The 16460-nt window shown below is 38.2% G+C and carries 12 protein-coding genes; 11 read left to right on the top strand and 1 reads right to left on the bottom strand.

Annotation, left to right across the window (positions count from 1 at the left end; genetic code table 11):
- Positions 1-13 precede the first annotated feature (13 nt).
- The 11 genes from infB (at position 14) to TRESU_RS10585 (ending at position 14846) form a co-directional block, all read left to right on the top strand.
- Positions 14-2749 carry a translation initiation factor IF-2 gene (infB, locus tag TRESU_RS10635; protein ID WP_013702215.1) on the top strand — a complete coding sequence of 912 codons (2736 nt, stop codon included), beginning with the start codon at positions 14-16 and terminating at the stop codon, positions 2747-2749.
- 11 nt (positions 2750-2760) lie between these two features.
- A complete protein-coding gene (rbfA, locus tag TRESU_RS10630) occupies positions 2761-3165 on the top strand; it encodes a 30S ribosome-binding factor RbfA (protein WP_013702214.1) in 405 nt (134 codons plus the stop codon).
- Positions 3143-4996, top strand: a complete 1854-nt coding sequence (gene truB / locus TRESU_RS14360) for a tRNA pseudouridine(55) synthase TruB (RefSeq protein WP_052299594.1) — start codon at positions 3143-3145, stop codon at positions 4994-4996. Before rbfA ends, truB begins: the two co-directional genes overlap by 23 nt.
- A 161-nt stretch (positions 4997-5157) precedes the next feature.
- Entirely contained in the window at positions 5158-5427 is a 270-nt protein-coding gene (rpsO, locus tag TRESU_RS10620; RefSeq protein ID WP_013702212.1) for a 30S ribosomal protein S15, read from the top strand.
- Between the two features lie 206 nt (positions 5428-5633).
- The gene (gene pnp, locus TRESU_RS10615; protein WP_013702211.1) at positions 5634-7724 is read left to right on the top strand and encodes a polyribonucleotide nucleotidyltransferase; all 2091 of its coding nucleotides are present in this window, start codon (positions 5634-5636) and stop codon (positions 7722-7724) included.
- A 107-nt stretch (positions 7725-7831) separates the two neighbouring features.
- Entirely contained in the window at positions 7832-9118 is a 1287-nt protein-coding gene (locus TRESU_RS10610; RefSeq protein WP_013702210.1) for a M16 family metallopeptidase, read from the top strand.
- The gene (dut, locus tag TRESU_RS10605; protein WP_013702209.1) at positions 9103-9546 is read left to right on the top strand and encodes a dUTP diphosphatase; all 444 of its coding nucleotides are present in this window, start codon (positions 9103-9105) and stop codon (positions 9544-9546) included. The genes TRESU_RS10610 and dut overlap by 16 nt, the downstream gene beginning before the upstream one ends.
- A 194-nt stretch (positions 9547-9740) precedes the next feature.
- Positions 9741-10895, top strand: coding sequence for an LptF/LptG family permease (locus tag TRESU_RS10600; protein ID WP_245535673.1), 1155 nt, complete (start codon positions 9741-9743; stop codon positions 10893-10895).
- Positions 10892-11962 carry an LptF/LptG family permease gene (locus tag TRESU_RS10595; RefSeq protein WP_013702207.1) on the top strand — a complete coding sequence of 357 codons (1071 nt, stop codon included), beginning with the start codon at positions 10892-10894 and terminating at the stop codon, positions 11960-11962. The genes TRESU_RS10600 and TRESU_RS10595 overlap by 4 nt, the downstream gene beginning before the upstream one ends.
- A 24-nt stretch (positions 11963-11986) precedes the next feature.
- Positions 11987-13123 carry a tRNA guanosine(34) transglycosylase Tgt gene (tgt, locus tag TRESU_RS10590; RefSeq protein WP_013702206.1) on the top strand — a complete coding sequence of 379 codons (1137 nt, stop codon included), beginning with the start codon at positions 11987-11989 and terminating at the stop codon, positions 13121-13123.
- A 34-nt stretch (positions 13124-13157) separates the two neighbouring features.
- The gene (locus tag TRESU_RS10585) at positions 13158-14846 is read left to right on the top strand and encodes a HEAT repeat domain-containing protein (RefSeq protein WP_013702205.1); all 1689 of its coding nucleotides are present in this window, start codon (positions 13158-13160) and stop codon (positions 14844-14846) included.
- 47 nt (positions 14847-14893) lie between these two features.
- On the opposite strand, the gene TRESU_RS10580 is transcribed toward TRESU_RS10585, so the two are convergent.
- Positions 14894-16456: a RecQ family ATP-dependent DNA helicase gene (locus TRESU_RS10580; RefSeq protein ID WP_013702204.1), complete on the bottom strand. Its 1563-nt coding sequence runs from the start codon at positions 16454-16456 to the stop codon at positions 14894-14896.
- Positions 16457-16460: the final 4 nt, after the last annotated feature.

Below are 16460 nucleotides of genomic sequence, written 5' to 3'. Positions count from 1 at the left end.
AATAGGATACAGTATGGCAGATGAATCAGAGAAAAAGACAGGCGTAGTTTTAAATAAGCATGTACAGGACTCTCATCCTGCAGGGGAAGCCAGCCCAAAGCGGAAGATTGTTATAAAAAGAAAAGCTCCTTCCGTAGAGGCGGCAAAACAAGAACAGAAAAAAAGAATTCACGTAGTGTCTAAAAAGACTCCTGATTCATCTGTTAAAGCTGAGGATGTAAAAACTGAAGTTCCTGTTTCTCAGGAAAAAACTGTTGCGGCGGAAGAAAAAAAGTCAGCTGCTCCTGTTGCCCAGCCTGCAAAGCCTCAGGTTCAGACTTTGGAATTTCCGAATGTCCGACCGAATGTTAAAGCAGGAAATTTGAGTGGCGGAAGAAACCGTTATTCAAATAATGGAAACGGACGCAGAGATGGCGGATTTACTGGAAGTCAGGCTAGAGAGAGCTACCAGAACCGCGAAAGACAAAATAACTTCAACCGTGGAAATCCGCAGGGAGCAAATTTTGGAAATCGTAACGGTTCTTTCCGTGGAAACCCAAATGGCGGCTTCAACAGAAATAACGGACAACCGGGTGGATTTAACCGTGGACCGGGTGGCTTCAATAGAAATGGAACTGGTGGCGGCTTCAATCGCGGATCAGGCGGCTTCAACAGAAACAATGGACAGTCGGGTGGATTTAATCGTGGTCAAGGCGGCTTCAATCGCGGACCGGGAGGATTTGCTGGCGGAGCAGGGCGTCCAGGATTTGGCGGACCTTGTCCAGGCGGATTTGCAGATCCTTCAGCGATTGCAGGAAACAAGGCTCCGGCTAAAAAGCAGTTTAAGGGCAAAAAACAAGTTTATAATAGAAAAGATAAAGAAGATTTCTTTGACGAGGAAGAACTTTATCAGAACAAAAAGCATGATTCAACTCCGGCAAGCGTTGTTCCAGAGAAAATTGAAATCATGGAAACAATTTCCGTTTCAGATCTTGCCCGCAAAATGAATCTTAAGGCAAGCGAGATTATCGGCAAACTTATGTCAATGGGAATGATGGTTACAATCAACCAGTCCATTGATTCTGACACGGCGACAATTCTTGCTTCTGAATATAATTGTCAGGTTCACCTTGTAAGCCTTTATGACGAAACTGTTATTGAAAGCGACAAGGGAAGGTCTGAAGGTGAGCGCACTCGTCCTCCGATTGTTACCGTTATGGGACACGTTGACCACGGAAAAACAAAAACGCTTGATGCAATCCGCAATGCTGATGTTGCCGCTGGAGAAGCTGGTGGAATCACGCAAAAAATCGGTGCTTATCAGGTTTCAACTCCGAAGGGCGTAATTACTTTCCTTGACACTCCGGGACACGAGGCGTTTACAATGATGCGCGCCCGTGGTGCACAGATTACAGATATTGTTGTTCTTGTTGTTGCGGCTGATGATGGTGTTATGCCTCAGACAATGGAAGCTATAAACCATGCAAAGGATGCGAAAGTTCCAATTATTGTTGCAGTCAACAAAATTGATAAGCCGGATGCAAATCCTGAAAAAGTTATGACGCAGCTTTCCGAGCTTGGACTCACTCCTGAAGCTTGGGGCGGCGACACTCAGTATGTAAATATTTCAGCGTTGAAACATCAGGGAATTGATGATTTGCTGGATGCGATTCTTATTCAGGCTGAAGTTCTTGAGCTTAAGGCGCAGTATGATTGCCGCGCTGAAGGAAAAGTTATTGAAAGCCGTACTGACCAGGGGCGCGGTGTTGTTGCTTCTGTTGTTGTTCAGCGTGGAACTTTGCATATCGGCGATCCTTTGGTTGCAGGAATTTATTCGGGCCGCGTTCGTGCGATTTTCAATGACCGCGGACAAAAAATTCAAGAAGCAACTCCTTCAATGCCGGTGGAAGTTCTTGGTCTTGAAGCTATGCCGAATGCCGGAGATCCTATTCAGGTTACAGAAACTGAAAAAGATGCTCGTGCATTTGCCGCAAAACGCCAGGAGCTTAAACGCTTTGAAGATGCAAAGGCTGTCAAGAAAGTTACGCTTGATAATTTGTATTCAACAATCGAAGCTAGCGAAGTAAAAGAGTTCAAGGTTATTATCAAGGCTGATTTGCAAGGTTCTGCGGAAGCTCTTAAAACCTCTCTTGAAAAACTCAGCACAAAGGAACTTAGGCTTGTTGTTATCCATTCGAGCGCGGGTGCAATCAATGAAAGTGATGTTACTTTGGCTGCTGCTGATGAAAATGCGATTATTATCGGATTCAATGTCCGCCCGACTCCAAAGGCAAAATCTTTGGCTGAACAGGAAAAAGTTGAAATCCGCAAGTATAACATTATCTACAAGTGTGTTGAAGAAATTCAGCAGGCTATGGAAGGAATGCTTCAGCCTGACACAAAAGACGAGACAACAGGAACTGCCGAAGTCCGCAACACTTTCAAAGTTCCAAAGATTGGTGTTATTGCCGGATGTTACGTTACAGATGGTGTTATCAAAAAAACTTGCAGCGTAAACGTTATCCGCGACGGCGTTGTTATTTACACTGGAAAAATTGCTTCTCTAAAAAGATTCAAGGACGATGCGAAGGAAGTTAAAGACGGATTTGAATGCGGTATCGGAATTGAAAATTGGCAGGATCTTCAGATTGGAGATCAGCTTGAAGCTTTTGAGACAATCGAAGTTAAACGCAAGCTCGGAAAAACTTTGGCAGATGAGCAGGCAGAAGCTGAAAAGAAAAATGCCGCTGCAGAAGTATCTGCTGAATAAAAGGATTTGCAATGGGACAGTATAGAATGGACAGGCTGGGAAACCTGCTTAGGGAAGAAATCGCCACCCTCATAATGCGCCACGAAGTAAAAGATCCGCGCGTGAATGAATTTCTTACAATTAACCGAGTGGAAGTTGTAAAAGATTTATCATGTGCGAAAGTCTATGTCTCATCTTTTTTGGACGACGCTTCTGTTGAACGCGGTGTAAAAGGCTTGCAGAGCGCGGCTGGATTTATTCAGTCTACAATTGCAAAAAAAGTTTCAATCTATAGATTTCCAAAACTTACTTTTGTAGCGGATTTCAGCATGAAAGAAGGCTATAAAATGGTTCAAAAACTTAATGCGCTGGAAAATGAATCTAGGCAAATTGAAATCAGCCAGAATGAGCAGAATGCCAGAGAAGACCAAGAATAAAGTTTCCGGGGTTATGCTCTATGCAAAGACTCCGGGAATTACAAGTTTTTCTTCTCTTTGGAGCATAAAGCATGCCTTGAAAACTGAAAAAGTCGGGCATACTGGAACTTTGGATTCTTTTGCTGAAGGCTTGCTTGTTGTTTTGTCTGGCAATCTTACGCACCTTGTTCCTCATATAACTTCATTTACAAAAACTTATCAGGCTGTTGTCTGCTTCGGAAAAGAAACGGACACTCTTGATCCGACTGGCGATGTTGTAAAAACTGGTGCGGCAGTTTCCAAAGAGCAGATTGAAGTTGCGCTGAAAAAATTTACCGGAGCGGTTCTTCAAGTGCCGCCTGTTTATTCTGCGCTTCATGTTGACGGAAAACGCGCAAGTGATCTTGTCCGCGGCGGAAATGAAATTCATCTTGAAAGCAGACAGGTTTTTGTTTATAAAAATGAACTTCTTGATTTTAAAGAGCCTTCAGAAAATGACGCTTGCTCTTATGCTCTTCTTGAAATTGTCTGCTCAAAAGGAACTTACATACGCGCGCTTGCAAGAGACATTGCTTATAGCCTTGGAACTTGCGCCCATTTATGCGCTTTGAGGCGGACTAAAGTCGGACCGTTTGAATTAAAAGATGCGGCTTGCTTTGGAGAACTAAAAGAATTTTCGATAGAAAACGGAATTCAAAACGCGTTTTATTTTCAAAAGGAAAAAGAAAAAATTCATCTTCCGTTTGAACAGAAAATAAAAAAAAGTCGTGAAGATTCAGCTGAAAAAATTCAAGATATAAGAAATCACTTTTTGCTTTTTTCTCAGAAACTGGCGTCTCTTTGCGGATTCAGCTGCGATATTTTAAAGCCTGAATTTGAAAAGTCATATTTGAATGGTCGTCCGCTTTCGCAGAAAATGTTTGACATTGCAATCTGCGGAAATGTAGAAGATGAAATTGCTGTTTTTTATTCGTCTGGGGCTTTCGCTGGAATAATCTGCAAAAACAAAGATGCAAAACTTTCTTATGGTTTTGTTGTTCCGCCTGAAAAAAAAGAATTCAAAGTTTTTTCTTGGAATGAATTTTGCAGTTTGAATTTTCCAGTTGAATGGAAGTCAAAAGGCTGCGCTCTTACAATTGGAAGTTTTGAAGCTATTCATGCAGGTCATGTTGCGCTTATAAAAACTGCTGTTTCTCAAAAGAATTTTGTTTCAGGAATTATAACTTTTTCTTCGCAGATAAAAAATGAAGGAACTGGTTTAATTTTTACTCTTGAGCAGCGTCTGGAATTTTTCAAGGATCTTGGACTTGACTTTGCGGTTGTGATTGATTTTACGCAGGATTTTTCAAAAATTGAAGGTGCTGATTTTATTGAAACTTTGATTTCAGTTTGCGGAATGAAATTTCTTGTTGAAGGAAGCGATTTTAAGTGCGGTTACAAAGGCTTGCTTAATATGGAAGAACTTGAAAAGATTTCGCAGAAAAAAAACTTCGAGCTTTGCAGGCAAGATTACGTTTTTTTTGAAGATGAAAAAATCAGTTCAAGCCGCGTAAAAAAAGAAATTCTTGCAGGAAATTTTATATGCGCGCAGAAAATGCTTTTGCGTCCGTTCGCTTTGGATGTCCGCGGAATTTCATTTAAAGAAAAATCAGTTGGAAGTGAAAATTCAATTTTTGAATTCCACAATGAAAAAAATCAGGTTTTGCCAAAGAATGGAATTTACAAAGTTACCGCGCTTGATTCTGACGGAAATATTTTTCATACAACTCTTGAAATTGAAAACGAAAATCTTAGGATTGCGCTTCCGACTTCCGGAATTGCAGAAAAAACAGCCGAGATAAAATTTTGCTGATTCGCAGAGAAGTTTGCCGCTCGGCTTAACATTGACTTTTCTTTCTATATCAGTAGAATGTAAACAGTTCATTCCGTTGTGATTTTGCTTGGAATACAAAGCGCCACTTTTGTTCCCTGTAAAAATCGAAGGACTGAAAATAAATTTATTAGGAGTAAGAAATGGCACTTACAAAAGAAACAACAGCGTCAATCGTTTCAAAATTTGGAGCAAACGCAAGCGACACTGGAAATTCAAATGTTCAAATTGCTTTGATGACAGAGCGCATTAAAGAGCTTACTGCTCACTGCAAAACTTTCCCGAAAGACACCTGCGCACAGCGTGGTCTTTTAAAAGTTGTTGGTGCTCGCCGCAAGCTTTTGAAATATCTTAAACGCACAAATCTTGAAGGCTACCGCTCTCTTATAAAAGAGCTTGGAATCCGCAAGTAATTTTGCAGAAAAAATTGGATGATGACGGCAGATGAATTCAAAAATGGATTTACTGCCGTTGTTTTTTTAAGGTGGATTCAAAAGAATTTCCCTTTGAATATTCTGATAAGAGTCAGTCCACCGATTATATGGATTTCTATAGATTGGGAATCGATGTAATCTGTGGATAATCAGAAGTTCATAAAAAGCATATTTAGGAAACTTTTATGATACAAAGAGTAACCAAAAAAATTGGTGATCAGGAACTTATTCTTGAAACTGGAAAAATCGGAAAGCAGGCAAACGGCTGTGTTTATGCGCAGATTGGTGGAACTGCTGTAATTGCAACTGTCTGCGCTTCAAGCGAAGTAAAGGAAGGGCTTGACTTTGTTCCTGTAACAGTTGAGTACAACGAAAAATTTTATGCCGCAGGAAAAATTCCTGGAGGATTTGTAAAGCGTGAAGGCCGTCCAAAGGACAAGGAAATTCTTGTAAGCCGTCTTATTGACCGTCCTATGCGTCCTCTTTTTGAAACATCTTTCGGACGTGAAATCCAGATTGTTCCGACTTGCGTTTCTATTGACGGCGTGAATCCTCCAGACATTCTTGCAGTTCTTGCTTCTAGCGCGGCTGTTTCTATTTCTGACATTCCTTTCCATGGACCTGTTGCAGGTGTTCGCGTTGGATATTTGAATGGTGAATATATTCTGAATCCAACTTATGAGCAGATGGAAAAAATTCAGCTTGAAATTGTTGTTGCCGGAACTAAAGACGGATTTACAATGGTTGAAGGCGGTGCAAACGAAGTTTCAGAGGAAGTTATGCTTGGAGCTTTGGAAAAGGCGCAGGGATTTATTACCGATATGTGTTTGCTTCAGGAAGAACTCGTAAAGCTTGCCGGAAAAGAAAAACTTCCGCTTGCACCTCTTGATGTTAAACTTGAAAATGCGGATGCAATCAAAGCCGAGGCAATTCCTCTTATGCAGGAAGCTTGTTTCCAGAAAGGAAAAATGGCGCGCGGAAATGCGGTAAAGGCTGTAAAAGCTAAAATTGCGGAAAAATATTCAGAGCAGCTTGAAGATGAAATTCAGGCGAAATTGTTCAACGCTTTGTTTGATGACATTCAGTATGATTTGCTCCGCTCAAGCATTCTTGAAAAAGGTCTTCGCATTGACGGCCGCGGCACAGAAGACATTCGTCCGATTACTTGTGAAGTAAATGTTCTTCCTCGTCCTCACGGTTCAGCTTTGTTCACTCGTGGCGAAACTCAGTCATTGGCTGTAACAACTTTGGGAACTGCAATGGACGAGCAGGTTTACGATGACATTGAAGGCGACAGAACTGAAAACTTTATTCTTCATTACAATTTCCCTCCATATTCTGTTGGTGAAGTTGGAAAACTTACAACTGGACGCCGTGAAATTGGACATGGAAATCTTGCGCGCCGTTCTTTAGCTCCGATGATTCCTTCAAGAAGCGAATTCCCTTATACAATCCGTGTTGTTTCTGAAATCATGGAATCTAACGGTTCTTCTTCTCAGGCTTCAACTTGCGGCGGATGTTTGTCTTTGCTCGCTGCTGGAGTTCCGATGAAAAAAATGGTTGCCGGAATTGCAATGGGACTTATCACTGACGGACCGCAGTACAAAAAATATGCGATTCTCTCTGATATTTTGGGAGAAGAAGATCACCTTGGCGACATGGACTTTAAAGTTGCAGGAACCCGCGATGGAATTACAGGATTCCAGATGGATATAAAAATTGCCGGTGTTTCAATGGATATTATGAGACGTGCTCTTGAGCAGGCAAAACGCGGACGCAATCATATTCTTGACATAATGGAAAAATGTATCAGCAAGCCTCAGCCAATCAGTCCTTATGCTCCAAAAATTGAAACAATGAAAATCGCTGTCGATAAAATCGGAGCTTTGATTGGACCTGGCGGAAAAAATGTAAAAGCTCTTTGCCAGCAGTATAATGTTACAATCAATACTGAAGATGACGGAACTGTTACAATTTACGGCAAGTCTGGTGTTTCAACTGATGCTGCAAAAGCCGCTATAAAGGGAATCTGCGAAGATCCAGAGCCAGGGACAATTTATCAGGGAACTGTAAAGCGCATTATGGACTTTGGCGCGTTTATAGAAATTCTTCCGGGAAAAGAAGGACTTTGCCACATTTCAAAACTTTCAAGAAATCGTGTTGAAAAAGTAAGCGATATTCTCAAGGAAGGTCAGGTTATTCCTGTAAAGCTGCTTGAAGTTGACAAGATGGGCCGATTGAATTTGAGCTACATTGATGCAATTGAAAGCAAATAAGTTTATTTAACTCTGAATTGAATCCGTCTGTGAATTTTGCAGGCGGATTTTTTTTTGAAAAATTTCAATCTGATGCAAAACTTTTTGAAATTTGCTAAAATCATTTTATGCTCGCAAGAAAACAAAATCTTTTAAATAACATAACGCTTATCACTCAGCAAGTTGTAAATTCAAAAGTTACAACATTCGGTTTTTACTTTTCAGTTGGAAGCCGTTTTGAAAATGAAGGTGAGCATGGAATCAGCCATTTTACCGAGCACATGATTTTTAAAGGAACAAAAACAAAATCGAACCGGGACATATCTCTTATTTTTGACAGAATGGGCGGAATTTTCAATGCTTTTACCGAGCGCGAAAATGTAGGCGTTTACTGCACTGTTCCTTCTGAAAATTTGGAAAACTATAAAACTGCTTTGGAAACTCTTTGCGATTTGAGCTCGAATTGTACTTTTCCGCCTGAAGAAATGGAAAAAGAGCGCGGTGTTGTCCAGAGTGAAATTCTTGCTGTTTTGGACGATCCTGATGATTCTGCAATGGATGAAGTTGCGTCTTGTGTCTGGCCGAATCAAAAACTTAGTCTTGCAATAACTGGAACTTCTGATGATGTTGATTCGATTACACGGGAGCAGATGGTTGACTGGTATAAAAAATATTTTGCAGAAGGCGAGCTTGTTGTAATTGTTTGCGGAAAAATTTTTGAAGATATTCTTGTTGAAACCTTGCAGAAACTTCCACAGCACAAACCTTCGCAGGAATTTTTTAGGCATCTTCATTTTTCAGAGAAGATTTTTTGGAACACAGAGAATCGGATTTTAAAAGCCAAATTTAATCAGACGCAAATTTTTTCTTTGTATCCGCTTTCTTCAAGTCTTTCCTTTGAAGATTATATTTCACTTTTGATTTTTAATTCTGCCGCCGGAGAAACTATGAGCAGCCGACTTTTTTCTTCGCTTCGTGAAAAATCCGGACTTTGCTATTCAGTTGGAAGTTTTTACACGACTTATGAAAACGCAGGACTTTGGTGTGCGTATTCGGTCTGTGAAAAAACAAAAGCTGTGGAAGTTTATAAAAAACTTTCAGAAGAAATTTCAGGTTTTGTTGAAAATCAAATTTCAGATGAAGAAATTGAAATTTCAAAAGAGCGTTTGTGCGGCTCTGAAATTCTTGGAGAAACTAGAACTTCGTTTTTAATGCAGCGGCTTTGGAATTTTTATTCGATGGGATTTCCACTTTGCGAAACTGAAGAAATTCTGAATAGTATACGTTCGGCTGAAAAAAATGATATAATCGGTTTCATAAAAAATCTTTTAAATGAAGAAAAAAAATCTTCGCTTGTTTATGGACCTGCACTTTCTTCAAAACAAAAAAAGGAAATATTATGTTGGAAAAGATAGATTTGAAAATTGTTGCGAAAAAAAACGCAGTTGTGCCTGCTTATAAAACAGAAGGTTCCGCCGGTGCTGATGTTTGCGCTTTGCTGGATTCTCCGATTGTTCTTAAAAAAGGCGACCGTGCTTTGATTCCTACAGGCTTGAGTTTTGAAATTCCGTCTGGCTATGAAATTCAGGTTCGTCCAAGAAGCGGGCTTGCTTTAAAAAATGGCGTTACTGTTTTAAATTCGCCCGGAACTATTGACAGCGATTACCGTGGCGAGCTCAAAATTATTCTTGCTAATTTTGGACAGGATGATTTTACCGTGAACAGCGGAGATAGAATTGCCCAGATTGTAATTTCTACAGTTACAACAGCGAATTTTATTTCTGTAAATTCTATTTCTGAAACTTTACGTGGAGCTGGAGGCTTCGGAAGCACTGGTGTCTAATCTTGATGTTGGCAAAAAAATTTTTTGAATTTGTTTACAATAAAATAGACTCGGCTGTTGTTTTTGCTAGAAAGCAATTCGCTTTTTCTTTTCTTTTTTTTAAACGGAAATTTAAGAAATTAAAACACTTTGAATTCCAAAGAAAAATTTACACAGCTGGATTTTCAATTGGAAGAAAAACTGATTGTGTAAAAATGCAGGCTTTTTTTGCAAAGAACATCTTCAAACTGAATTCTGTAAAATCAAATATTTTAGTACGCTACATTGCAAAGGAACTTTTGCTTTACTTTTTAATTTGCTTTGTTTTTTTCTTTGTCGTGTTTTTTGTAAATCAAATTCTTTTGCTTGCTGAAACTATTTTAAAGAAAAGGGTTCCCATAAATTCTGTTTTAAAACTGATTTTGTATTGCCTGCCGAATGTTATTTCTCAGTCTGCGCCGTTTGCGACACTTGTTGGTTTTTTAATGTGCCTTGGCAGACTTGTTACCGACAATGAAATTTTAATTTTCCGGGCAAGTGGTCAGCGTTATAGTTTGATTTTAAAATCTGTTTTGGCAATGGGACTTTTGATTTCAGTTTTTAGTTTTATTATGAATGACTATTTCCTTCCGATTGGAACTTTAAAATACAACCGTCTTTTCAAACAAATTATTGTGTCAAATCCTGCGATCGAGCTTGAATCAAAGTCAATAAAAAGAATGAATGATTCAACTTTAGTAATTGGAAATGTCAGCAAAAATAATGTTTCTGATATTGTTTTGTTTGACTCAGAAAAAGACGGTGTTCAGCGTATTATAATGGCTGGAAATTCCGACGTGAAAAAATCTTCAACTCCTGGCGTAATCATGCAGCTTGATATGAACAGTCCGATTGTCTTGAGCCTTGATAAATCAAAAACAGAAAACTATGAATCTATTTCAGCTGAAAAACTGAGGCTGAATATTTTTGAAGATTCTATTATCTCTTCTAGCAACGGAACTTCGCCGCGTGAAATGACATCGTGGGATTTGATAAAGCGAATAAAAAAAATGAAGCAGGAAAATTCTTCAACAAAAAAAAGATTGAACACTTTTATACTTGAATGCAATAAAAAATTTTCAGTTCCTTTTGGATCGTTTTTTTTCGCTCTGCTAGCTTTTCCTCTTGCACTAATCTTTGGGAAAAAAGACGGACAAACACTTGGACTTATATTCGGAATAATACTTTCGGTTCTTTACTGGTCAGCAACAATAATCGGACAGATGTTTGGAATCCGCGGAGGCTACAACGGATTTTGGATGATGTGGACTCCTAATTTTGTAATAGGAATTTTAGGAATTATTCTTTACATAAGGCTCAAGAAAAAATGAAACTTGTTTTTTATATGCTCAAGCGTTTTTTTCCAGTTTTTATTGGTGCGGTCATGTTTTTTGTTCTTGTTCTTTGCCTTACGGATTTATTTATGAATCTTTGGAATTATATTTCAAAAAATGTTTCGTCGCGTGATGTCGCCTTGATTCTTATTTATTATATTCCAAAAGCGGTTTGGTATGCTGTTCCGATTGCAATGCTTTTTGCGACTGCCTATATGCTCAGTGATTTTTATGCGCGAAATGAGTTGCTTGCGGTTTTTGCATCTGGAATTTCGCTTTTTAAATTTTCAGTTCCATTGCTTACCGTTGCTGTTGCAATGAGTTTCGCTCTTTTTATTTTTGAGGATAATATTGTTGTTCCGTCATTTTCAAAAAAAACGCAGTTGCAGGAATCGGTTTTGTCGAAAGAAAAATCTTTGAACAACAGTAAGATTGTGATTATGGCGGAAGGCGGAAATGTAATTTACAAGGCGGATTTTTTCAACAATAAAGCGGAATCTCTTTCAAAACTTTATGTTCTTTTTAGAACTGAAGACAAAAAGCCTGATGCGGTTGTCTATGCTCAAAAAGCTTTTTGGAAAAATAATTCTTGGAAACTTGAAAATGCTGTGGAATATAAATTTCAAGATGAAAATTTTTTAGCTTGCGTTTTGGAAAAAAGATTAGAAGAACGTCTTTTGGAACCTCCAGAAACTTTCAGAAATAATACAATTTCTGTTGAACGGGTAAACACGAAAGAAGCTAGAGAATATATAGAGCATCTTGAAAAAGCAGGACTTCCAAGCGCAGAGGAAAAATCTGTTTATTATAAAAAATATTCGTTTCCTTTTGTTGTTTTTATTGTTGTTTTTTTAGCGATTGGACTTAGCGGAAAAACTCGTAAAAATGTTTTGCTTGTGAGCCTTGCAATGAGCATAACGGCGGTTGTTCTGTTTTATGTTTTTCAAATGGTTACAATGCTTATGGCAAAATTTCAGGCTATTCCACCTTTGTTTGGAGCCTGGAGTCCGGTTGTGCTTTTTATAATTATCAGTTGTGTTTTGTTAAAATATGCTAAAACTTAAAAATTGAAAATGAGGAAAAATGTTATGATAAAAAATTTTTTTGAAATTCAACATGAGAATAAAAATTCCTGCGCACGGACTGGAGTTGTTCACTTGGCACACGGAAATGTCCAGACTCCTGTTTTTATGCCGGTTGGAACAAAGGGAACTGTAAAAGCTTTGACCAAGGATGATTTGGAAGAAATCGGCTTTGAAATTATTCTCGCAAACACTTATCATCTTTATCTTCGCCCCGGTGCTGACATTGTTTCTGAAGCTGGCGGACTTCACGGATTTACAAAATGGAACAGAAATTTTCTTACAGATTCCGGCGGATTTCAAGTGTGGTCTCTTTCAAATCTTCGAAAAATTGAAAATGAAGGAGTTGCCTTTAGAAGCACAATTGACGGAAGCAAGCATTTTTTTACTCCAGAAAATGTTGTCCAGACCCAGGTAAAACTTAACAGCGATATTCAAATGCAGCTTGATGTTTGCTCTGGATATGGCGTTGAACGGCGCGAAGCAGAACGAGCTTTCCGCTTGTCTTCTGACTGGGCTGTGCGTGCGATAAATGAATGGAAACTTCATTCTGAAAATGGCTACAAAGGAATTTTATTTCCGATTGTTCAGGGAAATTTTTTTGATGACCTTAGAAAGGAAAGTGCTGAATTTGTAGATTCTCTTGGAACTCCGGGACTTGCGATTGGCGGATTAAGTGTTGGCGAGCCTGCTGATGTTTTTGTTGAAAAGTTGAAATATACAGTTCAGTTCCTTTCAAAAAACAAGCCTCGGTATGTTATGGGAATTGGAACCCCTGAATATATTCTTGACGCGGTTTCAAATGGAATTGATATGTTTGATTGTGTTCAGCCTACGCGCATTGCCCGGCATGGACTTTATTTTCATCACAAAGGAATGGTTTCAATCAAGCAAAAGAGATTTGAACGTGATTTTTCCGCGCTTGATTCAGAATGCAATTGCAAAGTCTGCAAAACTTATTCGCGTGCATATTTGCGGCATATTTTCCGCGAGCAGGAAATTCTTTCTTCTATGCTGGCAAGCTATCACAATCTTTATTTTTTACACAATATGATTTTGGAAATCCGCTCTGCAATTGAAAACGACAAATTTGAAGAATACAAAAAAAATTTCTTGGATAATTTTCATTCAAATGAACTTTAATGCCGATAATTAAAATGATTTGTCTGGAGAAAAAATGAAGAGAAAATTTTTGCTCGTTGCTGTTTCATTAATTTTTGTTTTTGCTTGGTCTCAAGAATCTTCTGCGCCAGAACTTATTGAAAGTATTTTATCTGAATCTGAAGATTCTCAATCGAAAATTTCTTCGCCAGATGAAGTTGTTTCAGAAGAAGATTCGCAAAATAATGAAACAGAAATTCCGAATGTTTTTCTGCCTGAAAATGAAATTCCGGAAATCAAGGATGAGCCAAAACAAGAAACTTATGATGCAATCTCTGGGAGCCAGCCTTCAGAAAATATAAAATTTAAATATACAAAAGAAAAAATTTATCCAGCAGATACTCGTCCAAAAAAACATGACAGTTCAAAGAATTATGTTGACCGTTCCAAAGACTATGAAAAAAAATGCAATGACATTTTAAAATACGGACTTGAAGGCCAGATTACAGAATTGATTGATGAGCTTACAAAAAATCAAGATAATCGTTTTGTCGATGGAATTTATGATTTGTTTCAGGAAACAAAAAGCGTCGCTGTAAAAGAAAAAATTCTTGACTATTTTACAAAATTAAAAGATTCTTGTCTTGCTTCTTATGCGGTCGAAATCATAAATGATCCTTACGATGAAAAAAATTCAATTGTTGAAAAATGCTTTAAATATGTTTCTGAAGCTGATATAAAAGATGCAAATCCAGGGCTTGTTGATTTGGTTGACAAAGAGGAAGACGCGTATTTTACAGGTGCTCTTTCTGCATTGGGCGAAACTGGCGGAAAAGAAGAAGCACTTTTTCTTGCGGATTATCTTGACCGTGATGATTTGAATGTTTCTCAGCGGCAGGCTTTGATGCGTGTTCTTGGAAGAATCAAGGCTGTTGAAACTTGGCAGAAAATTTCGGAAATTGCAAAAGATGAAAACGAAAATACTTTTGTCAGAATGTATGCTGCAGAAGCGATTGGCGCAATGGAAAAGCCGGAATCAGAAGATATTCTTGTGGAATTGTTTGAGTCTAATGATCCGAATCTTCGAACTTATGTTATAAAAGGAATCTCATATTTCAATGATAAAAAATCTTCAGATTTAATTATACAGGCATTGCGTGATTCTCAGTATAAAGTCCGGCTTGAAGCAGTTTCCGCAGTTGGAAAAAACAGAATTGACAAAGCTGTTCCTTTTTTGATTTTTAGATGCAAAGACAAAGATGAGCAGAAGCAAGTAAAAGAAAAATGTTATTCTGTGATTGCAGATTTAAATACTTCTGACGGAAACGATTATTTAATCAGTGTTTTAAAAGACAAAAAAATTGGCGATGCCACAAAAGCAAAAGTTTCTGCGGCATTGCTTGAATATAATCATGCAGGAACAAAAGAAGTTATAGAGCTTGCACGTTCAGCATTGAAGAGCGACATTCAGAAAAATTTGCGTTATGCGTTAGGAAAGGAATTTGCAAAATATGACCGCTCCGAATTTGCTGATATTTGCGCGGAATATATTGCGAGCGATGATGTTGCAACTCAAGGCACTGGTCTTGATATCTGGGCAAAGGGAAGATACTCAAGCGTAAAAGCCGCCGTTGAAGAAATTGCAAAAGACGCAGAAGAGGAAAATTTGACAGAAGAAAAAGAAAAGCCTAAGGGCTATCAGTTTGGAGTAAAAAAGAAAAACGCAAATGCAAAAAAAGCAAAACGGATTTTAGAGCAATCTTAAAAAAGAATGAACTCCGACGCAGAGCATCAAGATATCCTCCGCACGATTCATTGCGCGTTTTCTTTTATTATTTTTAAGATGAGATATCCAAATTTTTCAGCTTTTATTTCTCCTATTCCGTAGCACTTTGTAAGTTCTTTTATGTTTGAAGGTTTCTTCTGCGCAATGTCAAAAAGTGTTTTGTCTCCAAAAATAACATAAGGCGGAACGTTTAATTCTTCGGCTGCCTTTTTTCTCCAGCTTCGTATTTTTTCTGATAAAATTTTTTCATTGCTTTCTAAAGTATCAGAAATAAAAAGTTCGCCTGTGGATTTTTTTGATGGCTTTGGAAAACTTTGAATTCTTTTATGAAGAATTGCACGCGGCTGATTATAATTTATTTTTTTTGAGGCGCATATATCACAGCAGTTTTCTGAAGAAACGCAATCTTGTCTTGCATCTGAATAGCTTTCACCAAAATAAGACAAAAGTGATTTCCGCCTGCAAACAGAATTTTCGCAGTAGTTTATCATTCCTTGCAAAAGATTTTCTGATTTAGCAGAATCAAAGTTGTCCTTGAAAAAATATCTGATTTTGTGAATGTCTCCTGCGCTGTATAAAAGCAAAGCTTCAGATTCTAATCCATCGCGTCCTGCCCGCCCGATTTCCTGATAGTATTGCTCTATGGATTTAGGCATGTCAAAGTGAATTACAAAGCGAACGTCAGGTTTGTTAATTCCCATTCCGAATGCAACGGTGGCGACCATAATGTCAGCTTTGTCAGAAATAAAATCTTGCTGATTTTTTGTCCGTTGCGCATCATTAAGTCCTGCGTGATAACTTAATGCTTTTATTCTATTTATATGCAATTCTTGCGCAACTAAATCAACTTGCTTTCTTGAAAAGCAATAAATTATTCCGCTTTGGTTCGGATGATTTTCTATGAAGTTGAGAACCTGTTCTATCGGCTTGTCTTTTTTTATTACTTGAAGAAAAATATTCGGCCTGTTGAAACTTGCCATAAATATTTCAGGATTTTCCATCCGAAGATTTTTTATAATATCAGCTTGAACTTGTTTTGTCGCAGTTGCTGTGAGTGCAAGAAAAACCGATTTTGGAAACTGATTTCTTATATGAGTTATTTCCATGTAGTCCGGGCGAAAATCGTGCCCCCATTCGCTTATGCAGTGAGCCTCATCAATTGCAATACAGTCAACAGAACTTTTTGATTCCTGAAGCAATCTTATCATTCTGCCAGAATTCAATCCTTCTGGTGAAACGTAAAGAAGTTTTATTTTTCCTGATAAAATTTTTTCGCAGCATTTTTGATAATGGTTTCTTTCAAGAGACGAATTTAAACAGACGGCAGAAATTCCATAGGATTCAAGTTGCGCCACTTGATCTTGCATTAACGCAATTAATGGTGAAACAACAACTGTAATTCCCGGAAGAATAAGAGCCGGAATTTCATAGCATAAAGATTTTCCGCCTCCAGTTGGCATAACTGCAAGTGTGTCACGTCCGTCCAAAACATTTTGAATTATTTTTCTTTGCATCGGTCTGAATGATTCATATCCAAAAACTGATTTTAAAATATCTTCTGGTGTTCTGTCGAATAATGTGTAGTCCATAGAT

The organism is Treponema succinifaciens DSM 2489 (assembly GCF_000195275.1).
Classification (GTDB): Bacteria; Spirochaetota; Spirochaetia; order Treponematales; family Treponemataceae; genus Treponema_D; species Treponema_D succinifaciens.
The sequence above is the reverse complement of the archived record's forward strand: the minus strand, read 5'-3'. Positions and strand labels throughout refer to the sequence as shown.